This is a genomic window from Syntrophobotulus glycolicus DSM 8271, assembly GCF_000190635.1.
Lineage (GTDB): Bacteria > Bacillota > Desulfitobacteriia > Desulfitobacteriales > Syntrophobotulaceae > Syntrophobotulus > Syntrophobotulus glycolicus.
Window position 1 is genome coordinate 1499719 of the sequence record NC_015172.1, and the last position, 23933, is coordinate 1523651.

General features: G+C 52.1%; 24 protein-coding genes and 1 riboswitch. Of the genes, 13 read left to right on the top strand and 11 right to left on the bottom strand.

The annotated features are described in order from the left end of the window. Positions 1-22: 22 nt before the first annotated feature. Genes SGLY_RS07415 through SGLY_RS17105 form a run of 6 tightly spaced genes read left to right on the top strand, consistent with a single transcriptional unit; the run spans position 23 to position 5737 of the window. Positions 23-1243, top strand: a complete 1221-nt coding sequence (locus SGLY_RS07415; protein WP_013624655.1) for a coproporphyrinogen-III oxidase family protein — start codon at positions 23-25, stop codon at positions 1241-1243. A 25-nt stretch (positions 1244-1268) separates the two neighbouring features. Next, the gene (locus SGLY_RS17100; protein WP_013624656.1) at positions 1269-2174 is read left to right on the top strand and encodes a heme-binding Shp domain-containing protein; all 906 of its coding nucleotides are present in this window, start codon (positions 1269-1271) and stop codon (positions 2172-2174) included. Positions 2175-2204: 30 nt separating this feature from the next. Further along, positions 2205-3122: a heme ABC transporter substrate-binding protein IsdE gene (gene isdE, locus SGLY_RS07425; RefSeq protein WP_013624657.1), complete on the top strand. Its 918-nt coding sequence runs from the start codon at positions 2205-2207 to the stop codon at positions 3120-3122. 5 nt (positions 3123-3127) lie between these two features. Beyond that, a complete protein-coding gene (locus tag SGLY_RS07430) occupies positions 3128-4114 on the top strand; it encodes a FecCD family ABC transporter permease (RefSeq protein ID WP_013624658.1) in 987 nt (328 codons plus the stop codon). Continuing rightward, on the top strand, positions 4104-4895 hold the full coding sequence (locus SGLY_RS07435; RefSeq protein ID WP_013624659.1) for an ABC transporter ATP-binding protein: 792 nt from the start codon (positions 4104-4106) through the stop codon (positions 4893-4895). Before SGLY_RS07430 ends, SGLY_RS07435 begins: the two co-directional genes overlap by 11 nt. Further along, positions 4892-5737 carry a MarR family transcriptional regulator gene (locus SGLY_RS17105; RefSeq protein WP_013624660.1) on the top strand — a complete coding sequence of 282 codons (846 nt, stop codon included), beginning with the start codon at positions 4892-4894 and terminating at the stop codon, positions 5735-5737. The genes SGLY_RS07435 and SGLY_RS17105 overlap by 4 nt, the downstream gene beginning before the upstream one ends. A 6-nt stretch (positions 5738-5743) precedes the next feature. Here SGLY_RS17105 and SGLY_RS07445 read toward each other — a convergent pair whose 3' ends face one another. The 7 genes from SGLY_RS07445 to SGLY_RS07475 all read right to left on the bottom strand — a co-directional run bounded on the left by SGLY_RS07445 (position 5744) and on the right by SGLY_RS07475 (position 12804). Then, positions 5744-6121, bottom strand: coding sequence for a metal-dependent transcriptional regulator (locus tag SGLY_RS07445; protein ID WP_013624661.1), 378 nt, complete (start codon positions 6119-6121; stop codon positions 5744-5746). A 165-nt stretch (positions 6122-6286) separates the two neighbouring features. Continuing rightward, entirely contained in the window at positions 6287-7909 is a 1623-nt protein-coding gene (locus SGLY_RS07450; RefSeq protein WP_013624662.1) for an FAD-dependent oxidoreductase, read from the bottom strand. 5 nt (positions 7910-7914) lie between these two features. Beyond that, a complete protein-coding gene (gene ahpC / locus SGLY_RS07455) occupies positions 7915-8478 on the bottom strand; it encodes an alkyl hydroperoxide reductase subunit C (protein ID WP_013624663.1) in 564 nt (187 codons plus the stop codon). A 358-nt stretch (positions 8479-8836) separates the two neighbouring features. Beyond that, a complete protein-coding gene (locus tag SGLY_RS07460) occupies positions 8837-9817 on the bottom strand; it encodes a helix-turn-helix domain-containing protein (RefSeq protein ID WP_013624664.1) in 981 nt (326 codons plus the stop codon). 77 nt (positions 9818-9894) lie between these two features. Beyond that, a complete protein-coding gene (gene feoB / locus SGLY_RS07465; RefSeq protein ID WP_041444737.1) occupies positions 9895-11913 on the bottom strand; it encodes a ferrous iron transport protein B in 2019 nt (672 codons plus the stop codon). Continuing rightward, on the bottom strand, positions 11861-12154 hold the full coding sequence (locus tag SGLY_RS07470) for a FeoA family protein (protein WP_013624666.1): 294 nt from the start codon (positions 12152-12154) through the stop codon (positions 11861-11863). The genes feoB and SGLY_RS07470 overlap by 53 nt, the downstream gene beginning before the upstream one ends. Before the next feature lie 149 nt (positions 12155-12303). Next, positions 12304-12804 carry a metal-dependent transcriptional regulator gene (locus SGLY_RS07475; RefSeq protein ID WP_013624667.1) on the bottom strand — a complete coding sequence of 167 codons (501 nt, stop codon included), beginning with the start codon at positions 12802-12804 and terminating at the stop codon, positions 12304-12306. A gap of 151 nt (positions 12805-12955) precedes the next feature. Here SGLY_RS07475 and SGLY_RS07480 point away from each other — a divergent pair, with 151 nt between their 5' ends. The 6 genes from SGLY_RS07480 to SGLY_RS07505 all read left to right on the top strand — a co-directional run bounded on the left by SGLY_RS07480 (position 12956) and on the right by SGLY_RS07505 (position 20326). Then, positions 12956-13894 (top strand): metal ABC transporter solute-binding protein, Zn/Mn family, encoded by a 939-nt coding sequence (locus tag SGLY_RS07480; protein ID WP_013624668.1) that lies wholly within the window; start codon positions 12956-12958, stop codon positions 13892-13894. 8 nt (positions 13895-13902) lie between these two features. Next, positions 13903-14676, top strand: a complete 774-nt coding sequence (locus SGLY_RS07485; protein ID WP_169312019.1) for a metal ABC transporter ATP-binding protein — start codon at positions 13903-13905, stop codon at positions 14674-14676. A 1-nt stretch (position 14677) separates the two neighbouring features. Beyond that, a complete protein-coding gene (locus SGLY_RS07490; RefSeq protein ID WP_013624670.1) occupies positions 14678-15601 on the top strand; it encodes a metal ABC transporter permease in 924 nt (307 codons plus the stop codon). After that, positions 15585-16694 carry a metal ABC transporter permease gene (locus SGLY_RS07495; protein ID WP_013624671.1) on the top strand — a complete coding sequence of 370 codons (1110 nt, stop codon included), beginning with the start codon at positions 15585-15587 and terminating at the stop codon, positions 16692-16694. The genes SGLY_RS07490 and SGLY_RS07495 overlap by 17 nt, the downstream gene beginning before the upstream one ends. Before the next feature lie 79 nt (positions 16695-16773). After that, positions 16774-16857, top strand: a riboswitch (cyclic di-GMP riboswitch). A gap of 113 nt (positions 16858-16970) precedes the next feature. Further along, positions 16971-18497, top strand: coding sequence for a cell wall-binding repeat-containing protein (locus SGLY_RS07500; RefSeq protein ID WP_013624672.1), 1527 nt, complete (start codon positions 16971-16973; stop codon positions 18495-18497). Between the two features lie 161 nt (positions 18498-18658). Then, entirely contained in the window at positions 18659-20326 is a 1668-nt protein-coding gene (locus SGLY_RS07505; protein WP_013624673.1) for a bifunctional diguanylate cyclase/phosphohydrolase, read from the top strand. Here SGLY_RS07505 and SGLY_RS07510 read toward each other — a convergent pair. From SGLY_RS07510 to SGLY_RS07520, 3 genes are read right to left on the bottom strand one after another with little or no spacing between them, the layout of a single operon-like run. Then, positions 20323-21042: a CpsB/CapC family capsule biosynthesis tyrosine phosphatase gene (locus SGLY_RS07510; protein ID WP_013624674.1), complete on the bottom strand. Its 720-nt coding sequence runs from the start codon at positions 21040-21042 to the stop codon at positions 20323-20325. The two genes, SGLY_RS07505 and SGLY_RS07510, sit on opposite strands and share 4 nt — an antisense overlap. 58 nt (positions 21043-21100) lie before the next feature. Then, positions 21101-21823 carry a CpsD/CapB family tyrosine-protein kinase gene (locus SGLY_RS07515; RefSeq protein ID WP_013624675.1) on the bottom strand — a complete coding sequence of 241 codons (723 nt, stop codon included), beginning with the start codon at positions 21821-21823 and terminating at the stop codon, positions 21101-21103. Beyond that, on the bottom strand, positions 21820-22575 hold the full coding sequence (locus SGLY_RS07520) for a YveK family protein (protein WP_013624676.1): 756 nt from the start codon (positions 22573-22575) through the stop codon (positions 21820-21822). Before SGLY_RS07520 ends, SGLY_RS07515 begins: the two co-directional genes overlap by 4 nt. Positions 22576-22687: 112 nt before the next feature. Between SGLY_RS07520 and SGLY_RS18135 the strand changes: the two genes are divergently transcribed. Continuing rightward, positions 22688-22831, top strand: a complete 144-nt coding sequence (locus SGLY_RS18135; RefSeq protein WP_013624677.1) for a hypothetical protein — start codon at positions 22688-22690, stop codon at positions 22829-22831. A gap of 29 nt (positions 22832-22860) precedes the next feature. On the opposite strand, the gene galE is transcribed toward SGLY_RS18135, so the two are convergent. Continuing rightward, positions 22861-23886 (bottom strand): UDP-glucose 4-epimerase GalE, encoded by a 1026-nt coding sequence (gene galE / locus SGLY_RS07525; RefSeq protein ID WP_013624678.1) that lies wholly within the window; start codon positions 23884-23886, stop codon positions 22861-22863. Positions 23887-23933 lie beyond the last annotated feature (47 nt).

Sequence of the window (23933 nt, forward strand, 5' to 3'; positions counted from 1 at the left end):
ACGTTATGCGGGGGAGAGATAAATGTTTGCGCAAAGATTGAAGAGCCACCATGAATTGCATAACATCAAGAAAGACTTCACCATCAGCAGGATGGATGTAAACGAATATATCAAAAGTATTCCCGGGGTTTCCCGGGAGGCAGTGATCTATATCCATATCCCTTACTGCCGTAAAATTTGCAGTTTTTGCAATATGATGAGAAGGCTTGGGTCCCCCGGGGATGATTATGCCCGGCTGATCATCCGGGAGATCAGGAGTTATGGAGAGTTGGATTATATCCGGCAGTTGACCTTTCAAGCGGTGTATTTCGGCGGGGGAACCCCCACTACCTTGAGCAGCCGGGCGATTCAGGAGATTCTGGCTGCTCTGAGGGAGAGCTTCCGTTTGGCGGACGACGCGGAAATCACCCTGGAGTCTACCGTTTCCGAACTGACGGAGGAGAAAATCAACGTTTTGCATGAAGGGGGCGTGAACAGGATCAGTGTCGGCATCCAGACCTTTAACGACCGGGGCCGGCAGCTGCTGGGGAGGAATGGGAGCGGGAAAGAAGCCTATCAAAAGCTTCTGCTCCTGAAGTCTCTGGGGTTTGAAAATGTGAATATCGACATCATTTATCACTATCCCCACCAGACAAGAGAAGAACTGGATGAGGATTTAAACAAAGTATTTTCTCTCGGTTTGGCCAGCTTTTCCTTTTACTCTCTGATTATGCATCCGGATTCCGCCCTGCAAATCAGCTCCCCAAGCGAAAACGACACGGACAGGGCCTTATTTGACCGCTTATATGCCAGATCCATAGACCAGGGATTTGCTATTCTAGAACTGACCAAGCTGAGCCGGCATGATCGCTATCGCTATATTACGGCGAGGCATGACGGGGCGGACACCTTGGCCCTGGGAGCGGGGGCGGGGGGAACCTTGGGGGATATGATCTATATGAATCCCATTTCCCTGGAAAACTATCAAAATTATGTGGAGAGCGGGTCCGACAGGAAACGAGTGGGTGTGGTGACAAAGAATCAATATCGAACGGTTGCCAGGCTGATCGGCGCGATGCAGCGGGGCAGGATTCCCCGCCATGAGTATGCGGATCTGTTGGGCGGGCGGGGCCAGAGGCTTACGGAGCGGCTTTTGGCAGAAGGATATGCCACAGAAACGGAGGATGGCTGCCGTCTGACGCCAAAGGGAATTTACTGGGGCAACAATATCTGTGACACCATGTTAAAGAACCTGGAAATATAAAAGAAATCAAAGGGGCGGGGGAAAAATGAACACACGAAAATTATTGTGCAGTATGGTTGCGCTGCTGATCTTGATGTCAGGCAGTATGGCCACCTGTGCTTTCGCTTTGGCGGCAGGGGGCTATGCTGTTGCCAATACCACATACTATATCAATCCCGATACCGGGGTGGCGGATGACGGAGGGGATACCTCCATCGGGGAGGGGATGTGCCGGAATTCGGTGTATGCCGACAGCTTTTACGAGTTAAAGGATGGCCGCCATTATCTGACCATTCGCCTCAAATTGATATCGTTTATCAGTAACATTGCCTTCCAGGTCCAGCAGGTCAAAGGGGACGGTGAGTCCTACCGGAACGTCAGCTATACGGTGACGGGGGAGAATAAAGAGGAGAACACCAGAGATTTCCGGCTGGAGCTGCCGGCAGCCGATGCCTTGATCAGGCCGTCATTTTTCGTGGCTCCCATGAACCGTGATGTGACGTTTTTTATGCGGATTAACCAGGACACGGCCCGAAAGGATGACGGTTCTTTCGCGGCCTTTAACAACAGCAAGGCTGGAGAGTCCCCGGAACCGGCCTCCAACACCGGCGGGAACCCGAAGACTTTGCCGGCAAAACCGGTGGGTGGAGAAACACCGGCTAACGGAGGAACAACGGCAGCCGGAAATGAGGTCCCGGCAGCTGCTCCGGCGGGCGGAAACGAGCAGGCTTCCGTAACCGGTCAGGGGGCTCCGGGCCAGAAAACGGAAGAAGTGACCGGGATTGCGGAATTTCCTGCCGGAAAGGAAACCGGGGCGGAAGACAACGCGGCAGGAGACAATCCGAAGGAAAGCAGTCTGCTGGGGAGCGGCACCGCCGCTGCCGGGACGGCTGTGATCATCCTTTGTCTGGCGGGCGGGGGTTTTTGGGTCCGGAAGAAAAAGCGGCTGTAATTTCCAGCGTGTGGAGAAAGTAGGGACAAAATGAAGACGAAGATGGATATGAAGATCAAGACAAAAATCAATCTAAAGAGAGATCAAATCATAACGGTTATCCTGAGCCTGATTCTGGCGGCGAGCTTAACAGCAGGGTGCGCCGTGTCGGGGGCCTCTAAGGCGAAAGCGGAAGGCGGCGCGCGCATCGTTTCAACCTCAGTATCGGTTTGTGAAATTACGGACCGTCTGGATCTGGATCTGGTCGGGATTCCCACCAGTGCCTACACCTTGCCTGAACGCTACCGGGAGGTCACCAAGGTAGGGATGCCCATGACGCCCGATCTGGAGATTCTCAGTTCCCTGAAGCCCACGGATGTCATCAGCCCCAACTCCCTGCAGTACGATTTAAAGCCCAAATATGAAAGCATTGGGGTGGCGTGCACCTTCATCAATCTCATGAGTCTGGAAGGGATGCTCAAAAGCATTGAGCAGCTGGGCGGAAAATACGACCGGGTGGCGGAGGCCTCGCAAGTCAAGCAGGAATATGAAACGTTTATGGCCGGGTACAACAGCCGGATCGCCGGCAAAACCAAGCCGAGAGTCCTGCTCCTGATGGGCCTTCCGGGCGCTTATATGGTGGCTACGGAAAAATCCTATGTAGGGGATTTGGTGAAACTGGCCGGCGGAGAAAATGTTTTCGCGGGAGACCAGGCCTTTTTGAACCTGAACACGGAAGCCATAGCCCAGACAAATCCGGATATCATTCTGAGGGCCGCTCACGGGCTGCCGGAGGAAGTGAAGGAAAGCTTCGCCAAAGAATTCAGGACAAACGACATCTGGCAGCATTTCCGGGCGGTCCAAAACGGCAAGGTCTATGACCTGGACTATAATCTTTTCGGCATGAGCGCCAGCTTGGATTACCAGGAAGCTCTGCAGGCGCTTCAAACTATGCTTTATGGGAACTGACGGTCATGGATAAGAAAAAAAATATCAGTTTTCTGGTACTGGGCGTACTGCTTCTGGGGCTCTTCTTTCTTTCCGTGAACACGGGAAGCATCCGGCTTTCACCGGCAGAACTGTTCAGAGGGATTTTTCTGGAATACGATGAAAAGGTGACGATTGTTTGGGATCTCCGGTTTCCGCGGATCATCATCGCCATGCTGGCCGGGGCCGCCATGGCGGTTTCGGGAGCGTTGTTTCAGGCCGTGATGAAAAATCCCCTGGCTGATCCCGGCATTATCGGCATCTCCTCCGGGGCCGGCTTCACCGCCCTGATCATCACGATGTTTTTTCCTTCCCTGTTTTTTCTGGGGCCGGTTTTTGCCTTTGCAGGGGGATTAGCCTCTTTTTTCCTGATTTACAGCCTGGCCTGGCGGTCGGATTTGAATCCGCTTCGCCTGATCCTGGTGGGGGTGGCGGTCAATGCGGTCTTCAGCGGACTGATCCAGTCTCTGGAGTACTTAAGCGCCGGCAGCCAGACGACGGCGGCGGCCATCGTCAATGCCAATATCACCATGAAAACCTGGGAGGATGTGACGCTTCTCAGCGCCTATGTCGTGTTCGGCCTGCTGGCGTCCCTTTTCGTCCCCCGGCAGTGCAACCTGCTTTTGCTGGAAGACAAGACAGTGCGCAATCTGGGTGTAAATATCGGGCGGCTCAGACTAGGCGTATCTCTGGTCGCCGTTCTGCTGGCCAGCATAACCACCGCCGTGACCGGTGTGCTCGGTTTTGTGGGGCTGATTGGCCCCCATCTGGCGCGCTTATTCGTCGGTTCGGATCACCGGGCCCTGATCCCCTTTTCTATCCTGATGGGCGGTTTTATCGTCCTGCTGGCCGATACCATCGGGCGCACGCTTCTTTATCCCTATGAGATACCGGCCTCGATTGTCATGATGGTCGTGGGGGGGCCCTTCTTCATCTTCTTGCTGCTAAGGAGTGGAAACTATCATGGAAATTAATCAATTATCCTTTGCTTACGGGAAACAGGCGGTGTTGAACGCCGTTTCCGCCCGCATAGAAAAAGGCCGGGTGACGGCCATCCTGGGTCCCAACGGCTGCGGCAAAACCACCCTGTTTCAATTGATGACCAAAAATCTCCGGCCGGCCGGCGGAAGTATCCGCCTGAACGGAAAAGATATCCGGGACATTCCGGTAAAGGAGTTTGCCAGGCAGGTGGCGATTGTGCATCAGGACAACGTTGCCCCGCCGGATGTACCGGTCAAGGTTCTGGTGGCTTACGGCAGGACGCCTTATACCACTTTTTACAAACAGCGCAGCCGGGAGGATCAGGAGATGATCGAATGGGCCATGGAGATGACTCAGGTGTATGCCTACAGGGATCAGCCCATTTCCTCCCTGTCGGGCGGGCAGCGCCAGCGGGTCTGGCTGGCCATGGCCCTAGCGCAGAAAACAGGCTTCCTGCTCCTGGATGAGCCGACCACCTATCTGGATATCCGCTATCAGATTGAGATGCTGGAGCTGATCCGGAGACTCAACCGGGAACTGGGCATGACCATTGTCATGGTGGTGCATGACATCAACCAGGCGGCGCACTACAGCGACGAGATCATCGGCATGCAGGGCGGGAAGATTATCGCGGCGGGGAATACCGCCAAGGTGATCAACAGCGATACGTTATATGAGATCTTTCAGGTGCGGCTGGATATTCTGGAAACAGAGCAGTCCAAGTTTGTGCTGACAGTGAAAAACGGCGAACGGGAAGGAGTGGAAAAAATATGATAACCTTGGGGCAGGCGCGTTATCTGCTGGCGATGGACCAGATGCCGGGCAGGGAACGTACAGTGACCAAAATCGCGCAGGAACTGGGAGTGAAAAAGCCCAGTGTGACAAACATGCTGAACGGACTCGAGGAAAGGGGGCTGGTGAAAAAAGAACGGGGGCTGATCCTGACGGCGCAGGGCAGGGCGGCAGCGGAAGAAATCCGGACCAAGCAGTCCGTGATCACATCCTATCTGACCGGGGAATTGGGGCTTGCACCGGCGGAAGCCGACAATGACGCCTTGGTGATGATGTTTGAAACGTCGGAGAAATTCGTGGCCGGTTTAATCCGGAAAATAGAAACAGATGCCGCGCGGGCCAGACTGGGTGAATTGGTGGGAAGTGCTTATTTAAGCAATTTTCAGGGAATCATGGCAGACGGGGTTTACGCGATGCCCTTTCAGCTCCTGAAAAAAAACGACAGCCGGCTTTCCATGGGAGACAAGGGATTAAGGCATCCGGCCAAGCTGGTGGTAATCGGCGGGTACGGCCTGATCAGCCTGAGCGCGCTGCCGATAACCCATAAAAGCCTGCCGGGCCACACCCTAAAGGGGAGGCTGGCCAGGCTGTCCTATTGGAACGGGGAAAAGTATGTAGAAGCCTGGGGAGAAGAGGGGAGCTATTCCTTCCCGGTTATGGATATGCACTGGCGCTATGACCAGGAAAAAAGCCTGGATTTTGGGGTGCTGCCGCTCAAGGTGCAAGCCAGCGTCGGTTTGGTCCATATGCCGGAAAGCCTGGCCGACCTGGCCATATACCCCGAAACCGATCAGGCCGGCACCGGGAAAGTCAGAGTGTCCTAGGGTCCTCTATTTTTTATAGGTGCGCATAAATTCCTGCATGGCTTGAATGGACTCGTTGCTGATCACATGTTCGATGGCGCAGGCGTCCATATCGGCTGTATTCACATCCAATTTCAGAATTTCCGTAAAGAACTGCTGAATGGTACGATGCTTGTTGGAAGTAAGCATGGCCAGTTCTTTTCCAGCGGGGGTCAGGAAGATTTCCCCGTATTTTTCATTGGTGATGAGTCCTTTGGTGGAGAGTGTGGACATGGCGCTGTTGGTACTGGCTTTGGTCACGCCCAAACGCTCGGCGATATCGGACACCCTCACGCCGGCTCCTTCGTCTGAAAGTTCGTATACCGCTTCCAGGTAGTTTTCCATGGTAAATGTCAGTTTTCCCAATTCCTTCCCTCCTTGTGGCCAGCACACATTTTTTTGCTTAATAATGATATTATATCCATTCTATAGATAAAAAATAAAGGGAGAAGTGTTGGCGGCAGACAAAGTTCTCCCGCGGCAACACAAATACACCCGGCTTGATCAAACCGGGTGTATTTGTGTTGTCCGTCAGGCTCCGGCCAGTCCCAGCAGCTCATCCAGGCTTTTCTTGCCGAAAGAGAGCTGATCATCGTTTACGACAATGGCCGGCACACTCATGATGGAATATTTGTTTTTAAAACCGGGGAAACGCGCCACATCGATCATTTCCGCCTCAATCAGCGGATTTTTCAGCGCCATCAGCTGGGACAGGGACACGACATCCGGGCAGAGCGTGCAGGAAAGGGACACCCCGATCTTGAGGTTGACCTTCTCTTTCACCGCCAGGATTTTCTTCAGGGTATCTTCGCCGACCGCCTGTCCGGGGCCGGCAGCGTTATACAAGGCAAGGATGAAGGAATTGATTTCGTGTCCGCCGGGTATTCCGTGAAACTGCACGCCGGCGTACGTCCCGTCCGGTCCCAGAACGGCGACGGAGGGGAAGAGGGTGACGTTTACTTCTTTTTCTTTTGCCGGGTTTTCTCCTTTGGTCAGGAACTCGACCCGCACCTTGTCCGTCAGCGCGGAGAACTCAGACAGGAATGTCCGCAGCTCCCCGCTGAAATCACTGCTTTCGTCCAGAAAAGCCAGCAGTCCGATCCGGTTTTCCAATCGTTCCAGGATGGGAATCAACTGCTCCTTGAGGGCGTCGTCGAAAAAAGAGACGCCGGGCTGTGCGGCGGGGAAGTTCTCTGGCTCGGCCAGGCCAAGCCGTTCTTTTTTCTGCGCAATATATTTTTCGGCATGGGTCGCCGCGACCGCGCCGTCTGAGACGGCGGTGACGAGCTGGCGAAGCTCCTTGGGACGAATGTCGCCCGCCGCATATATGCCGTCCACATTGGTACGCATGTTTTCGTCGGTCAGAATATAGCCCCGCTCGTCGAGCCGGAGCTGCTGGGCGTATTCGGCGCTCTGCGGGATGTAGCCGACAAATACGAACACACCGAAAGTCCGTTCGCTCCCGGACACATCGTACCGCCACTTTTCGCCGGTCCGGTTGTCGGCGAACTCAGCGTATCGCAGGACCGTGTCACCGCCGACCTCCAGAAGCTCGGTGTGAAATTTCACTTCGATTTTGGGGTGGGCCAGCACCCGGTCGGAAATGGTTTTGGGGCAGGTGAAGGAGTCGCCGCGGGCGATAATGGTCACTTTCCCGGCATAGCGGGTCAGGAAAATCGCCTCCTCTGCCGCGGCAAAGCCCGCTCCGATCACAAAAACGTCCAAACCGGTGAAGAATTCGCCGTCGCAGGTGGCGCAGTAGCCGATACCGCGCCCTTTGAATTCCTCCTCTCCCGCAAAGCCCAGCTTTCTGGGAACAGATCCGGTCGCGACGATCACGGCCAGTGCTTCATACTCTCCCTCGATGGTCCGGATTTTCTTGATATCCTGTGTAAAATCCACCGCCTCGACCACCGCCTGCAGAAACTTCACTCCGAACTTTTCCGCCTGCCGGCGCATGGTCTGACTGAGCTCCTCCCCGGAAATATGCAGGATGCCCGGATAATTCTCTACTTCGGAGGTGATCTTAATCTGCCCCCCGCTCCGGTCCCGGTCAATGACGAGGGTTTTGAGCCTGGCCCGCCCGGCGTAGATGCCGGCTGCCATTCCCGCGCTGCCGGAACCGATGATCACCAGATCGTACAGTTCTTTCATACGCCTTACAGCTTTCCGACCAGATCCAGGCTGGGCCTGAGCGTTTCCGCCCCGGGCCGCCACTTGGCCGGGCAAACCTGATCACCGTGCTCGGCGACAAACTGTGCCGCCTGCACCTTGCGCAGCAGCTCGGACGCCTCGCGCCCGATATTGTTGGCGTTGACCTCATAAGACACGATTTTGGCTTCGGGGTTGATCACAAAGCTGCCGCGCAGGGCCAGGCCTTCATCCTCGATATAGACCTCAAAGTCCTTCGCCAGCTTCGCAGTGGGATCGGCCAGCATGGGATAGCGGATTTTTTTGATGGTGTCGGAAGTGTCATGCCAGGCCTTGTGTACAAAATGAGTGTCGGTGGACACCGAATAGACCTCAGCGCCAATTTTCTGAAACTGCTCGTACTGATCGGCCAGATCGCCCAGTTCAGTCGGGCATACAAAGGTAAAGTCGGCCGGATAAAAGACGAAAACCGACCATTTGCCCAGAAGATCTGCCTTGGTGACCTCCCGGAAATCTCCCTCTACGAAGGCCTGTACTTTGAAATCGTTGATTTCCTTTCCAATAAGTGACATTCCGTTTCCTCCCTTAATAAAAATAATTTTATTGTGACCGGCAAAAATGCCGGAGACTATTTTTATAATGGTTTTTAATTAATAATGATTATAATCATAGAATATATTTTCAAAAATGTCAATATTTTTTATGTAATTTTATGCAGTCTCTGATTGGATAGATTACTGTGTCTTTCAATGGTTTTTCCTTTTGCTTGCCGGATAAAAAACCTTCAGGGAATAAAGTTAGAGTTTTCTAACTAAATTTTAGCATTTCTTCACATCCTTCGCAATAGGGGACTTTTTCATAAACAGGGCAGACGAAGTTCACCAAAATGTATTTTTTGTAAATAAAGCATAGCATAAATATTTGCGGAGATCAGATCATTTTGCGGTATTCAAGAGGACTCCGGCCCGTAATTTCTTTAAAGGCGGCCGCAAATTTGCTTTGGTTCTCATAGCCGACCCGGAAAGCAATCTCAGAAACGCTGCCGTTTGTCCGTCTCAGCATAACGGCCGCGCATTTTATCCTGTAGTTCTTCATATAGGCCGCGACGGATGTCCCATAGACTCCTTTGAAGCACACTTTTAAAGCGGTCCGGCTGATGCCGTGTTCTTGCGATAGTTCTTCAATCGTGTGGCGCTGTCTAAGATCGCCGGTGATTTGTTTTTGGATACGCTTAATGAGTTCAACCTGCCGCCGGGGGTAGTACTTTTGCGCTTCGTTTTCCTGAACGTTGTCCCTCGCCCCAAAAAGCAGGAGCAGCTCCATGACCTTTAGCTCCAGATAAGCCTTCCGTACGGGTTCGGGTGCCTGGTACAAGTCCAAGAAGACGCGCGCCACCCGCTCTTCGGCCCGCCTGATGCAGATAGGATCAGGAAGCAGCCGGTTTTGGATCTGGTAAATATTAATGGATGTCTCTTGAAGCAAGGGGGGCATCTTCTGCGTAAACAGGTCCGGATCTACATAAAGCGAAATACCCTGGTAATTTTCCATGGGAAAGGCTCTGACACCGGGGTAGGCATTGAGCAGGCCCGCAAAAAAGTCGCCTTGTCCCATGTATACATAAAGCCCGTTCTGAAAGGCGCATTCCAGCCGGCCCTCACGACAGTAGCTGATTTCCATCATCTTCCCGAAGGTTTTCCCCCGGGAATGGGCCTCGATGATACCGGAAAAATCTGTGGTGTTAAATTCGTCGTAGACCAGATCCAATCCGGTGAATACCCGGTAAACGCTCCTGATTCCATAGCCGTCCGGGCACCTCATCTGATAGACCGTATGATAGCCTTCGTCTTCTTGCTTGATGACATTTCCCATTTTGTTCCATGGGAGCTGTTCCCGGGAGATATTATCCGCCATCAAACCGGAGCCTCCTTATCGTCAGTATTTGAGCACCGTCATTATTTTCGCCCGGCCGCACTTGCTTTTCAATACCCTTAGAAGATCAGCAGTCCCACATGATAAGCCAGAAAGGCCATGAGCAGCGCCATACCAAGATAGTAACCAGCGATGCGCAGCGTCCACTTCAGGGAGTGGGTTTCCTGGTAGGTGGCGGCCAGAGCCATCAGGCAGGGGATATTGAAGGTAAAGGCAAAGATAAAGGCCAGGGCTTCGGCTTTTGAAATGCTGGACAGGAGCACGCTGCTGAGATTGGGGGCGACCGCGCCCTGTCCGATCGCAGAGCTGAATACACCGCTGCCGGTGGCGAACAAGGTGCTGAGGACACCGAGCGCCGCTTCTTTGCCCATGGCCGAAGCCAGGAAGGCCATGAACAGCTGCCATTTAAGGCCGAAAAGAGCCGTAACCGGTTCGATAAAGGTTCCGACGGCATAAATAATGCTGCCCGAAACATCCCCGTCCGGCGTATAGGAGAGAAGCCAGAATAAGACTGCAACAAGAATGACAATCTTCAAAGCGCGGACCAGGACATCGCCCATGCGGTTGAGAACAAAGCGGAACAGGTTTTTCCACCTTGGCTTATGATAGGGCGGGAGTTCCATAATGAGGCCGCTCCGGTCCGATTCTTGTAATAGGGATCTGCCGAATATTCTGGAAGTGATCCCCATATGCAGCAGGGCGGTCAGGAACAAGGAGACCACCACCAGCGGAGCCCAGACGCCGAAAAACGTCCCGCTCATCAAACCGACAACGCCCCATGTACCGGCGCAGGGAACTACCCAGGCCAGGGAAATGGCGAGCACCCTTTGCCCCCAGGAATCGATGACCCTGGCTCCGGCCGCTCCGCCGATGGTGCAGCCAAAACTGACCAAAAACGGCATCACGGCTTTCCCATGCAAGCCCAAACGCGACATCGTGTGATCAAAGACATAGGAGATACGGGCCATATAGCCTATTTCCTCCAAAAAACCGAAAACCAGGCTGATCCCAAACACGAAACCTGCCATGGCAATGACAAAGCCGATCGCAGTGATGACCGCATCGCCGAGCAGGGAAATGATGATTGGCGGCACGCCGAGGGTTCCCAAACCGCCGGCAACAGGCGGCACTAGGATTCCAGGCAGCATGGAGCCGAACGCCATAAATGGCGCTGCGGGCAGGAAAGAGAGAACCAAACCCAGCAGGATCATTGCGATAGACAGCGGCTTGCCCCAGGTTTTGCTGGTGGCGATCCGGTCGAAACGACCCAGCTTTTGTTTGTCGCTTGGCGCTGCGGAAACACTTCCCTTAAGCAGGTCGTCGATCCAGCGGAATTTGCAATCGCCGGTAAGCAGGCTGCCGTTTTCCACTCTGTTCACCAGGGAGTCGAGCTTGGCCATGGCAGCAGCATCCAGGGAGGATTGGACAATTTGCCGGGCTGAAGCATCCCGCTCCAGCAGTTTGACAGCCAGCCAGGAGGCGGAATACGCACCGATGCCGCCGGCCGGCAATAAGTCCAGCACTTGCCGGTAGGGATTGCCGATTACGGTGGCATACAGGTTTGAGAGACTGGTTTCAGCTAAGAGAGCAGGGGTCTCCCCGCCATCCACCAGGGTTTGAAAGAAGCCGGCGTAGTTTTTGGTATCAACCGCGCTCAGCGGAACCACCGGGATGCCAAGCTTTCTGGAAATGACCGCGCTGTCGATGGTTTTGCCCTGCTTTGCGGCTACATCCATCATGTTTAAAAGCAGCACTGCCGGGGTCCTGATGCCCGCATAATCGGCCAGCATAAACAAGGTGCGTTCCAGCTGGGAGGCATCAGCCAGGATATACACCCGGTCTGCCTTGCCGCCGGCGATATATTCCCGGGTGACGATTTCTTCGTCGGAATGGGCGGACAGGCTGTAGGTGCCGGGCAGGTCCACCACCGTATATTTCCTGCCGGCATGGTTAAAATGCCCTTCCTTTTGTTCCACGGTTTTGCCTGGCCAGTTGCCGACATGCTGGCGTGATCCGGTAAGGCCGTTAAACAGCGTCGACTTGCCCGAGTTCGGCTGTCCCAGCAGGGCAATGGTCATACTGCTCACGTGGTATCACCTCCAGCATAATTTTTTCGCATTCCCTGCGGTTGACGGCGATCATGGTATCCCTAGCGTAGACGAGCAGAGGACGCCGATTTTGATTCTGAATGACTTCGATCACGCTGCCGATAATCAAACCGATGGAAGTAATACGGCTTAAAAACCGGGCGTCGCCTTGGATGGCAACAATCCTGCCCGTTTCTCCGGCCCTTGTCTCGTTTAACTTCTGCACGATCATCCCTCCTTTCTGAGTTTCGGATAAGTTAGAACTTTCTATAGTTAGAAAGTTCTAACTTATATTTGGATTATACGCTCCCGATCGCTCTTTGTCCGCTCTGAAATGTCGGGTTTGGCTCCAAATGGACGCGACATCTTGGATCACCAATTTTATCTATCCGAAGGAGAGGCAGGAAGATCCGTTTTCTTAAACGCTTCGTATTCGGTGTTTATTTCCGGATTGCGGGCAAAGAACGCCAGCAGGGTCTTTATTCCCGTTACGGTGGAGGTGCTGAGGGAATGCTCGATCAGTTCCGCTTCCTCCAGCGGGCTGGTGTTGCCGATAAGCCGTAAAAACTCCTCTGTAGTGTCATGGCGCGCCAGAAGATAGGCCCCCGCTTCCTGGCCCTTGCCTGTCAGACAGATACTGTCATAGGGGTCGTATTCTAAATAGCCCCGGTTAACAAGCTTAAGAATCATCTTGGATGTCGAAGACGGTTTGACGTGCAGCAGTTCAGAGAGCTTGCCCACCCGGGCATAACCGTCCTCGCTGCATAACCGGTACACCATCTCAAGGTAGTCTTCCAGCGCCGGCGTCAGCCCGTCTTCCCGCCGGTTGGCAAGCTGATAGCCGCGAACGGTCCGAAATCCCAGGTTTGGAGTCTCTTTCATAAAACCAATCCCTTTGCGAAAAATTTTTATCTTTACATTTATATATGTAACACTTTCCCTTATGCGTCATAGATTAGTTAAAGGAAACGCTGTTTCCCGCCCCTAACAAAAAGAGAGGCGAGAAACAACTCATTACATAGGGAGGTAGCTTATGAATTGGAAACCAAAAGGCTTACTTGGAATCATGCTGGCCCTGCTGCTTATACTGGGGGGCTGTGCCCAGCCTGGGTCTAAGACCGGTCCGGCGGAAAACAGGCTGAATGTTGTGGCGACGACAACCATGCTGGCGGACTTATCCGGTGTGATCGGGGGAGAGCATGTCGCGGTCAGCGGCCTGATGGGACCAGGAATCGACCCCCATCTGTATCAGGCCGGTGCGGGTGATGTGACGTTGATGCAGCAGGCCGATGTAGTGGTGTATAACGGGCTGCATCTGGAAGGAAAGATGGGCGAGATATTTGAGTCCCTCTCCGGTCAGGGACACGCGGTCATCTGCCTGGAGGCGGGACTGGACGAAGCAAAGCTTCTCCGGTGGGATGGCGGCGGCTCGGTGTATGACCCGCATATCTGGTTTAATGTGTCCCTTTGGCAAGAGGCAGCCAGGATCGTAGCGGAAGGATTTTCCCAGGCCGATCCCGGTAATACCCCCGCGTACCAAGCCAACCTGGCAAACTATCTCCGGGAGCTTGAGGCACTGGATGCTTATATCCGCGCGCGGGCTGCTGAGCTGCCGGCAGAACAGCGAGTGCTGGTCACGGCGCATGACGCCTTCAATTACTTCGGCAACGCCTATGGCTTTGAAGTCCGGGGGCTTCAAGGCATCAGTACGGACGCCGAGGCCGGTACCGCCGACGTAAGCGCCCTGGCGGATTTTATTGCGGAGCGGAAGATTAAAGCAATCTTTGTGGAATCCTCGGTGCCGCCCAAAACCATCCAGGCCCTCCAGGCCGCGGTCAGGGCCAAGGGCTTTGACGTCGCCATCGGGGGCGAGTTGTATTCCGATTCTCTGGGCGGAGAAAATTCAGGAGCGCAGACCTATATTCTGACAGTCCGGGCCAATATTGACGCCATCGTGGAGGCTTTGCAGTAAACGGAGGGATGGAGAGAGTGGAAAGAGAAAGAGAAGATTATGCGGTGGAATTGCAAGACCTCACGGTTGCCTACGACGCCAAACCGGTTTTATGGGACATTGATCTGAAAATTCCCCAGGGAAAGCTGATGGCGGTGGTCGGGCCCAACGGCGCAGGCAAGACCACCTTGATCAAAGCAATGCTGGGGCTGCTCAGACCAGTTTCCGGAGCTGTTCGCTTTTTGAATGGAAATGACAACGGCGGCGATCTGCGCTCCCTGAAAAACCGCATTGGCTACGTTCCTCAAAGCGGCAGCGTAGACTGGGATTTCCCGGCAACCGTGCAGGACGTCGTACTGATGGGCTGCTATGGAAAGCTCGGCTGGATCAGGCGGCCCCGTAAGGCGGATTTGGCGCTGGCGCGGCAAACCCTGCAAAAGGTCGGCATGGCGGAATACGCCTCCCGTCAGATCAGCCAGCTTTCCGGCGGGCAGCAGCAGCGGGTGTTTTTGGCCCGGGCCCTGGTGCAGGAGGCGGAGGTCTATTTCATGGACGAACCGTTTAAAGGGGTGGATGCCCAGACGGAAAAAGCCATCGTGCTGCTCTTAAAGGAACTGAAAGAGCAGGGCAAAACCGTCGTAGTGGTCCACCACGACCTGCAGACCGTCGCCAACTATTTTGATTGGGTGACACTGATCAACTTGCGGGTGGTCGCCAGCGGACCGGTCGAAGAGGTTTTTCATGAGGAAAACGTGCAAAAAACTTACCGGAGCACCGGTAAGCTGTTAAGGAGCACAGTGTGAAATGAAAGCCTTGATTTTTCTGCTTAACGACTATACCTTTCAGACAGTCGCGCTGGGCTCGGCCCTGTTAGGGCTCATCAGCGGCGTGCTGGGAAGCTTTGCTGTGCTGCGCAGGCAAAGCTTGCTGGGCGACGGAGTTTCCCATTCCGCCTTGCCCGGAGTGGTCCTGGCTTTTATCCTGCTGGGCAGCAAAAACACGGAAATCCTGTTGTTGGGCGCCCTGGCCTCCGGACTCCTGGCCACACTTTTAATCGTCGGCATTGTCCGGTACACGCGGATCAAGTTCGACAGCGCCCTGGCGCTGGTGATGTCCGTATTTTTCGGGCTGGGCCTGGTGCTTCTGAGCTATGTGCAAAAGATCCCCAACGCCAACCAGGCGGGACTCAAGCGTTTTATCTTCGGCCAGGCATCCACGCTGCTGCAGGGTGATATCATCCTGATGGCGGTTTGCGGAACGGTCCTGCTCGCTCTTGTCGTCCTGTTCTGGAAGGAATTCAAGCTCTTTACCTTTGACGGTGACTTTGCCCAAAGCCTCGGCTTTTCGCCGCAAAGGCTGAACCTGCTGCTGTCGTTTATGATCGTCCTGGCCATCATCATCGGGCTGCAAACGGTGGGTGTTATTCTGATGAGCGCCATGCTGATCGCGCCGGCCGTTGCCGCGCGCCAGTGGACCAATAAGCTGTGGAAGATGGTCCTGCTGGCCGCCGTTTTCGGCGCAGTGTCGGGCGTGGCGGGAACCACGGCCAGCTCCCTGGCCCCCAAGCTGCCCACCGGGCCGGCGATTGTGGTGTGTGTCAGCACGATCGTTGTGATCAGCGTTTTATTTGCCCCGGGAAGGGGCGTCCTGCACAGACTGTATCGGCACAGAAAAAACAAACTTTTATTGCGGATGGAAGGAGGCGCGTTCCATGTCCCCACACCTTGAAATACAGCTCATTGCCGTGATCGTGGCAACGGCTTGCGCGCTCCCCGGTGTGTTTCTGGTGCTGCGCGGGATGTCTATGATGTCCGACTCCATTACCCATACCATCCTGCTCGGCATCGTGCTGGCGTTTTTTATGACACATGACCTGTCCTCACCCTTACTGATCATCGGCGCGGCTTTGATGGGCGTCGCCACCGTTTGGCTGACCGAAATGCTGAGCCGCACCCGGCTTTTGGCAGAGGACGCCGCCATTGGCGTCGTGTTCCCGCTGCTGTTTTCCATCGCGATTATTCTGATCACGCGCTACGCAGGCTCTGTACACTTGGATACCGACTCTGTGCTTCTGGGCGAGCTGGCCTTCGCGCCGTTTGACCGGATGATTGTGGGGGGAGTGGATATCGGTGCCAAAGCCCTTTACATGACGGGCGCTCTGCTGCTCATCAACCTGGCGGCGATTAGCCTGTTCTTTAAGGAGCTGAAGGTGGCGACCTTTGATCCGCTGCTGGCGGCCGTTCTGGGCTTTGCCCCGGCCTTGGTGCATTACGGCCTGATGACGCTGGTTTCGCTTACCGCGGTCGGCGCGTTCCAGGCAGTCGGCTCTATCCTGGTGGTGGCGTTCATGATCGGCCCGCCGGTCACGGCATATTTGCTGACCGACGATTTGAAACGGATGCTCATGCTCAGCGGACTGATCGGCGCCGCCAACGGGGTATTCGGTTACCAGGCAGCCGCTTTCCTGGACGTATCCATCGCCGGCTGCATGGCAGTGGTGACCGGAATCGTCTTCCTGCTGGCGTTCGTCTTTGCCCCGCGCCGCGGACTCGCCAGCTCCCTGCTCGGACGCCGCCGCCGGAAAATAGAATTTGCCAAAATGACACTCCTTCTTTACCTCTGCAACCAGGAGGCCGGCGCAGAGGAAATGAGGAAAGAAAGAATTGACGCGATCCTGGCGCAGTTGCATTGGAGCGAAGGGTTTACCAGGAAAATCATGGTGATTTTGCAAAAAGAAGATTGCCTGGATTTTACAGGGGATGCCGTTAAACTGACTGCCGGCGGGTACTCAGCTTGCAAGAAAAGTTACGAAGCGGGATGAGATTGGTTCTCATTTCTCATTGACAACGGTCAGGATTTTCCGTATCATTATCTCGAAAAATGAAATGAAAAAATAATGATGACGATAAGAGCACACCTTCCGAAAGGATGGGCCGCAAAGTCACGGGTCTAAAGCGATTTGCCAGGATTGCCGGACTGCCGAAACATGGATGAGAGTGAAATGAGCATCTATGCTTCAAAAAGATGCTTGTTTTTTTATTTTTGAAAACATTTCTTCAAATCATCTTTATTTTCATTGCGGGAAGGGGAAAATCTTGTGCGACACTTGAGAAAGCTTTTGAGGACCGCTTTATTCACACTTATGTTAATATTGTTCATGGCAGAGCCGGCCTTTACCTATGCCGCCGGCAATGAATGCCGTTTGGCCGGTCAGGACCGCTACGCGACGGCAGCCGCAATAGCCCGGGAGGGTTGGACACAATCCGACTATGCCCTTTTGGTGAGCGGAGAAAATTTTCCCGATGCTTTGGTTGCGGCGCCCTTAGCAAAACAATATGGGGCGCCGATACTCCTGTCCCAGAAGAAATGCCTGCCTGAAGTGACAAAACAAACATTGAACGATTTAAAGATAAAAAATGTCATCCTGATCGGCGGCCAGGGGGTGCTGTCCGCTCAGCTTCAGGATGAGCTGCAGGATATGGAGATCCGTTCAAGCCGGCTGGCCGGTGAAGACAGATATGAAACAGCCATCGTTGTGGCAGACCAACTTACCGATATTTCGGAGGTCGTGATCGCAACGGGGGAAGATTTTGCCGATGCTCTCTCAATTTCCTCTATTGCCGCCGCTAAACATATGCCGGTTATTCTGGTGCCGAAAAATAACATCGGGAGTGCCACCCAGACCTTTATCCGAAAAAACAAGATCAGGAAAACTTATGTTGTCGGCAGCCCGGATTTGATCAGCGACCGGGTAGCGGAGCAGTTTGCCAAACCGGAACGGGTAACCGGAGCCACGAAATACGACCGGAATATCAATATCATCAAAAGATTTCAAGCCGGGATCAGCGAAGATAATGTGTTTTTAGCAACTGGAAATAACTATGCCGACGCTTTGGCGGGAGCCGGTTATGCCGCAAAAATCAATGCTCCCATTGTCTTAGTCAGCGGCAATATGAGCAGATCGACGAAAAGTTATCTGTCATCAAATCTATCCGATAAAAATGTCTACATTCTGGGCGGGGAAGGAGCGGTCAGTGCATCGATCTTTCATACAGCCGGCAGCCGGGGAGACCAAAGCAATTCCAGACGGGAAACGACAACAGATCTCCTGCGGGAGCTTGGGTCTAATGAAGCAAAGTACGCTCTGGTCTTTGGCTCAACAGACAATAAAATGTATCAAAGCGCCGCTGAAGCGCAAGAGAATATGGTTGAGATCAGGGTCGATGTATGGCAGATAAACACCGAAGGGGAGAAATCTCCCGCAAAGTGTACATTGACTGTCAATAAAGCGATAGCGGATATGATCAGCTCGGTATTTGAGGAAATATTTGAAGGCGGGGAGAAATTCCCCATATACAGTGCCGAGGGATATGTTTGGCGCGGTGATGATACTTCGGAGCATAATTGGGGTTTGGCTGTTGATCTCAATCCGAACGAGAATGCTATGATCAACAGCAGCGGGGAGGTTGTAGCCGGCTCCTTTTGGGATCCCCAAAAGAGTCCCTATTCCATCCCGGAGGATGGCGATGTGGTCAAAGCATTTCAAAAATACGGCTTTGCCTGGGGCGGTAACGCCTGGAAGTCGTCAAATGATTATATGCATTTTTCTTATTTGGGGAAATAAAAACGGATTCGGGCGAGAAGGGCGAGATAGGCCTTCTCCATCAGATCAAGGAAAACAGATCAAAGGGTCCCGTACAGCAGATGAAAAGAAAAGATCTGGCTGTCCCGCAATTTATTTGATAAAATTGGACTAAAAACCGGCTTGATTTGATGGGAGCGACTATGGAAACTTCTGCCCTGTTATTAATTGCCTCACTCGGGGCTATTTCTGTTTTGCTGATGCTGTACGCCTACATCTTTACGTTTGACCACAGGCTTTTTCTCGGCCTGTGGTTTATTGGCTGGGCCGTCATTGCCTTGAATTATAGTCTGGATGCTTTTTTCCCTGACTTGCTGAGACAAAACCGCCTGATTTTAGGTCTTAGTCTGAGCTCGTATTTCTGGGCAAATCTTTTGATCTCCTGGGGCACGTTTATCTTCCTGAAAATCAAAGCCGGAATGTCGCTGCTGCTCACTGCGGGAATGGTTTGGCTGTTCTTTTTTATCTTTCTTTTCGCAAACCGGAGCGGGTCTGCTTTGCAGATGATTCAATATACCTGTTTTGCGGTGTATGTCCTATCCTCCTGGGTGGGCATAGCCATGATCAGATCCGCCGGCAGGTACGGAAATCTCGCTCTGTTTTTAGGGCTGTTAAACATCGCCTGGGTGAGCAATACGGTTTTTTCTTCCTGCATTTTAAAAATACCCCAGATGGCCCCCTATATTGTTTCCCAAATCATCTTAATTTTGAACGCCATCGGACTGATTCAGCTTTTTTTAAAAGAACAAAAGGATGAGATTAAGCAGGGGCTGGACCACATCACTTACCTTACTTCCTATGATGAGCTAACAGGATTGCATAATAAGGCTTATTTCGATAAGAAAATACTGGAGATGGGCAAAAACAATGACTGCCTGCCCATTTCTCTGCTTGTTGGCGATATGAACGGGTTGAAATTCGTCAATGATGTGCTTGGTCATCAAGAAGGAGATAACTGGCTGAAAAGGATGGCCCTCATTATCCGGCAATCCTGCCGGAAAAATGATATTACGGCAAGATGGGGCGGTGATGAGTTCGCGATGATCCTGCCGAACACGGATAAAGAGACGGCTTTTCATATCGGACAACGGATCAGGACAGCGTGCAAAAGCAATCAGGAGACCGATATTCTGCTGAGTATATCCCTGGGTGTGGCGACCAAGACCGACAGGGAAACAGATTTACTGGAAGTGTTAAAACAAGCTGAAGAATTCATGTATGAAATGAAACTGATCGAAGGGAAGAAGGCCAAGTGGGCCATTGCGGAAATCCTGGGTAAACTGTTGCAGAAAAAAGATTATGAAACCAAAGGACATCTTGAAAGAATGGAGTCGCTTGCCAAAGAGTTCGCCCAAACTCTGAATTTTTCCAGGGAAAACCTGAATCAGCTTTTGCAGGCCGCAAAGCTACATGACATCGGTAAAATCGCTATTCCCGGGGATATTGTTCTAAAAAAATCCCAACTCAATGAAGCAGAATGGTCCGCGATAAAAAGACATGTCGAAATCGGTTATCGAATTGCTCACGCCTCCGGAGAATTTGCCCATCTGGCCGATATTATTTTATATCACCATGAATGGTGGAACGGCCAGGGTTATCCCCAGGGACTGAAGGAAGAAGAGATTCCTTTTTTGGCCCGGATCATATCCATTTTGGACGCCTTTGATGTCATGACCAACCGGCAGCCTTATAAACCGGCCAAAACGGTAAATGAGGCTTTGGATGAGCTCTGTCTCAAAGCGGGAACCCAGTTTGACCCTGTTTTAGTCCCGATCTTTGTGCAGATGATGACCGCAAAGGGACTTGGTTAAAACGGGCCCTGTGATTTCCGGCTGTTAAGAATTGCTCTGCCGAGCGCTTCCAGTTCGTTTATTCTGGACTCTCCGAGCATGTCGCGTATATATTGATAACCTTTATCCATGTTTGGTTTACGGGTAGTCATATTGTGGGAATCTGATCCTAACAGGCTGGCGCAGTTTTGCGTTAAGTATGTTAAGGCCGTTTTTCGCGTCCGCCTGGAAATCAAGAAATCAGCGTTTAGCTGCATAAGCACTCCATTGCGCAATAATACTGGGAAGGCCTTGACATTTTCTGTTGCGATATACCGCTCCATATGGGCGATAATCGGATTGATTCTCCTGCTTAAGGCAAGATTGCAGACTTCCGTGAGTATACGGCCAGACCATGTTTCAAAGGGCATTTCCAGTAAGAGGTGCCTTGTTCCGGCAATGCAGAGACGTTCAATCTCTCTATTGACGCTGATTCCGGAGAAATAGGCTGTTTCTGCTCCCAGGATGATTTGAGGGAGTCCGGATTCATTGTGGCAGGCCTTTTCCAGCAGCTCATGAGCATAACGTCTCCTGAGCAAAAAGCTGTGAACCGTCTCCTTACACAGATAAAAGTGCGGGGTGGCGATTATGGTGTCGACACCCTGTCCGGCAGATAACCGGAGCATCTGCAGAGATTCCTCTGTATCCCGGCTTCCGTCATCCATGCAGGGTAAGATGTGTGAATGATAATCGATCATATGTCAGCGCTCCTAAAAACCAATGATCGGATCTTTTACTGGCTGGCAGCCCGATCTTCTATCTGTAATATTTAGAATAACGGCTGGAGGTGCTCTTTGTTTTGATGCCATTGAGCAGAAAACCTAAAATGTTCCCGCCGACAAAGGTCAAATGATTGACAGCATTGATTACACTCCCTTTTTCAGATAAGCCTGCTCTGACAACAAAAAGAATTCCGGTCAGCCATTTGGATAAAATGACAGCATCGGTAACCAAATTGATGGGCGGGCTGTCTAAGAAAATATAGTCATATTTTTTTGCCAATTGCTCCAACAATAATCGCATCTGATCGGAAGCCAGCAGTTCTGAGGGGTTGGGGGGGATGTCTCCCGATAAAATCACATCGGCCGTTGAGTTACTCATAGTATGGATGACCTCGTCCGGTGAGCTGAGACTCACCAGCACGTTACTGAGTCCTGGTGATGCCGGCATACTGAGCAGGCTGGATATCCGGGGCCGTCGTAGATCACAATCGATGATGAGTACCCGTGCTTTTGTTTCCGCAAAGGCAAGAGCGAGATTAATACAGGTGATGCTTTTTCCCTCCTCAGCCTCTGCGCTGGTAATCCCGATGATTTTGCATTGGCCGGACGGAAGACAGAAGGTGATGTTTGTCCGCAATGCTTTATATTCTTCTATGGTGGAAAAGGCAGAGTCGGAGTTCAGAATATTCAGCTTGTCGCGGACAATGTCTGGTGTTTTGTTCCGACCTTTATTCAGCAGACGTTTGATTCCTCTCATATCTGCACTCCTTCCTGATGAGACAATTCATAGTTGTAGCTGGCGTAGCCGTGTTTTGAGACATGCTCAAAGTCTGTGATAGAGCCTAATACGGGGAGCTTGAACATCCTTTCTAAATCCGATTCTGTCTCAATACGTCTATCCAGCAGCTCGGTGAGAAGAATCCCGGAGATGGACAAGACAAGTCCAAGCATCAGGCCGATCAGTGTATGGAGGGCCAGGGAAGGCGACGCTTTTTCTGTGGGAGCTTTGGCCATATCCACGACTTTCACGGAACTGCCTTGAACAATTTCCCCAATATAATTCGGGACAATGCCTGCAATTGTATTGGCGATCTGCGCCGCCTCGTCAGGATTGGCCGCTGTTACGGATACGGCAAAAACTTCGGTATCATAGATGGTATTTGTGCTGACCATTTCCCTGATTTTCTTGGTCTGTTCATTGGAAGGCGGCAATCCAAGCGTAGTGATCACTTTTTCCAATACGGTATCGCTTTGAATGATCGTCATATAGGTTTTAATCAGAGACTGAGATGCCTTCATATCGCTGTCTGTGATTTGAACGGCAAGCTCAGTGGAATTGTTCACATATAATTTAATACTTGCCGTATACAAAGGCGTCATAAAATAGTAAGTAATCCCTAATGCTATGGCTCCGGATAAGCCTGTGCCCAAGATAATAATCCAGGCCTTTTTCCACAGAACATTCAATGTTTTCCATAGATCAAACTCTCTATATAGTTGTGTCGGCATAGATAGAATCCTCCTATTGGGGTTTTCTGCTTCAGATGAAGAAATATTGTGTTTTCATAAGCCAGGATGTACAATATGCTCATAAATCCAAAATTTGTAAAAGGAGTCTGGTATGGTTTATATTTTTGCTTTGATCAGCATTGCCGTGGTTGTCGTTTGTTATTGCTGCCTGGCTATCTCAACTCGTCACGACAGGGAGGAGGATCGGGAACAGGCGGAAAGATTATGGGAATGGAAATGTACGCATAAGAAATAATTCAGTACAATCCCGGAACATTTTTGGGATCAAGAGCATGCGTCATGATATCCATTGGGATTTCCGAGCTGCCAGCGCCAGGAATCCAAGCACATATCTGCAAGGCTGCGGGTTGTTTTCCACTTTAATTCCCGTTCAGCCTTACCGGCATCTGCATAGCAGACGGCAATATCTCCGGGACGCCTGCTTACAACCTGGCAAGGAATAGGAACGCCTGAGACCTGTTCAAAGCATCGGACAACTTCCAAAACACTGTATCCCTTTCCGGTTCCCAGATTGTAAATTTCCAGGCCCGGGTTTTGCCGGACGGCTTCCAGGGCTTTTACATGTCCTACAGCCAGATCCGAAACATGGATATAATCACGTATCCCTGTTCCATCTCTGGTATGATAATCATTCCCGTAAATCAGCAGTTTTTCCAGCCTTCTGACAGCTACTTGAGCGATATAGGGCACCAGATTTCCGGGAATACCCACCGGACTTTCCCCGATCAGGCCGCTGATATGGGCGCCGATCGGGTTGAAATAGCGGAGCAGGATGACGTTCCATTCAGGATCTGCTTTTTGGATATCGGCCAGGATCTCCTCCTGCATGGATTTGGTTCGCCCGTAAGGGTTGACAATTTTGCCTTTTGGGCAGTCTTCCGTGATGGGAACAAAGGCCGGCTTTCCATATACTGTTGCCGAAGAAGAAAAAATCATGTTTTTTGTGCGGTACTTTCTCATCACATCGATCAGTGCCAATGTCCCGTTTATATTGTTGTCGTAATATTCCCAGGGAGCTGTGACAGATTGGCCTACTGCTTTGAATCCCGCAAAATGAATGCAGCATTCAAATTTTTCTTTACGAAATATCTCTTCCATGGCTGATCTGTCCCGGATATCCGCCTTGTAGAAGGGGACGCGTTTCCCTGTGATTTTTTCCACACGCCGGAGGGCTTCCGGAAAGGAATTTGAAAAATTATCCACAACCACCACAGAATAGCCTGCGTTTTGGAGCTCGACCACAGTGTGGCTTCCAATATATCCTGCTCCGCCTGTTATTAATATTGACATATTTTCCATCCTCTTTATCTTTTCTGGTCACCTCTGAAGGGGGCTTT

Bases quoted from the DNA above. Each gene is read 5' to 3' on its own strand.
- SGLY_RS07415 (WP_013624655.1), top strand. From the start codon at position 23: ATGTTTGCGCAAAGATTGAAGAGCCACCATGAATTGCATAACATCAAG.
- SGLY_RS17100 (WP_013624656.1), top strand. From the start codon at position 1,269: ATGAACACACGAAAATTATTGTGCAGTATGGTTGCGCTGCTGATCTTG.
- isdE (WP_013624657.1), top strand. From the start codon at position 2,205: ATGAAGACGAAGATGGATATGAAGATCAAGACAAAAATCAATCTAAAG.
- SGLY_RS07430 (WP_013624658.1), top strand. From the start codon at position 3,128: ATGGATAAGAAAAAAAATATCAGTTTTCTGGTACTGGGCGTACTGCTT.
- SGLY_RS07435 (WP_013624659.1), top strand. From the start codon at position 4,104: ATGGAAATTAATCAATTATCCTTTGCTTACGGGAAACAGGCGGTGTTG.
- SGLY_RS17105 (WP_013624660.1), top strand. From the start codon at position 4,892: ATGATAACCTTGGGGCAGGCGCGTTATCTGCTGGCGATGGACCAGATG.
- SGLY_RS07450 (WP_013624662.1), bottom strand. From the start codon at position 7,909: ATGAAAGAACTGTACGATCTGGTGATCATCGGTTCCGGCAGCGCGGGA.
- ahpC (WP_013624663.1), bottom strand. From the start codon at position 8,478: ATGTCACTTATTGGAAAGGAAATCAACGATTTCAAAGTACAGGCCTTC.
- SGLY_RS07460 (WP_013624664.1), bottom strand. From the start codon at position 9,817: ATGGCGGATAATATCTCCCGGGAACAGCTCCCATGGAACAAAATGGGA.
- feoB (WP_041444737.1), bottom strand. From the start codon at position 11,913: ATGACCATTGCCCTGCTGGGACAGCCGAACTCGGGCAAGTCGACGCTG.
- SGLY_RS07470 (WP_013624666.1), bottom strand. From the start codon at position 12,154: ATGATCGTGCAGAAGTTAAACGAGACAAGGGCCGGAGAAACGGGCAGG.
- SGLY_RS07475 (WP_013624667.1), bottom strand. From the start codon at position 12,804: ATGAAAGAGACTCCAAACCTGGGATTTCGGACCGTTCGCGGCTATCAG.
- SGLY_RS07480 (WP_013624668.1), top strand. From the start codon at position 12,956: ATGAATTGGAAACCAAAAGGCTTACTTGGAATCATGCTGGCCCTGCTG.
- SGLY_RS07485 (WP_169312019.1), top strand. From the start codon at position 13,903: ATGGAGAGAGTGGAAAGAGAAAGAGAAGATTATGCGGTGGAATTGCAA.
- SGLY_RS07490 (WP_013624670.1), top strand. From the start codon at position 14,678: ATGAAAGCCTTGATTTTTCTGCTTAACGACTATACCTTTCAGACAGTC.
- SGLY_RS07495 (WP_013624671.1), top strand. From the start codon at position 15,585: ATGTCCCCACACCTTGAAATACAGCTCATTGCCGTGATCGTGGCAACG.
- SGLY_RS07505 (WP_013624673.1), top strand. From the start codon at position 18,659: ATGGAAACTTCTGCCCTGTTATTAATTGCCTCACTCGGGGCTATTTCT.
- SGLY_RS07510 (WP_013624674.1), bottom strand. From the start codon at position 21,042: ATGATCGATTATCATTCACACATCTTACCCTGCATGGATGACGGAAGC.
- SGLY_RS07515 (WP_013624675.1), bottom strand. From the start codon at position 21,823: ATGAGAGGAATCAAACGTCTGCTGAATAAAGGTCGGAACAAAACACCA.
- SGLY_RS07520 (WP_013624676.1), bottom strand. From the start codon at position 22,575: ATGCCGACACAACTATATAGAGAGTTTGATCTATGGAAAACATTGAAT.
- SGLY_RS18135 (WP_013624677.1), top strand. From the start codon at position 22,688: ATGGTTTATATTTTTGCTTTGATCAGCATTGCCGTGGTTGTCGTTTGT.
- galE (WP_013624678.1), bottom strand. From the start codon at position 23,886: ATGTCAATATTAATAACAGGCGGAGCAGGATATATTGGAAGCCACACT.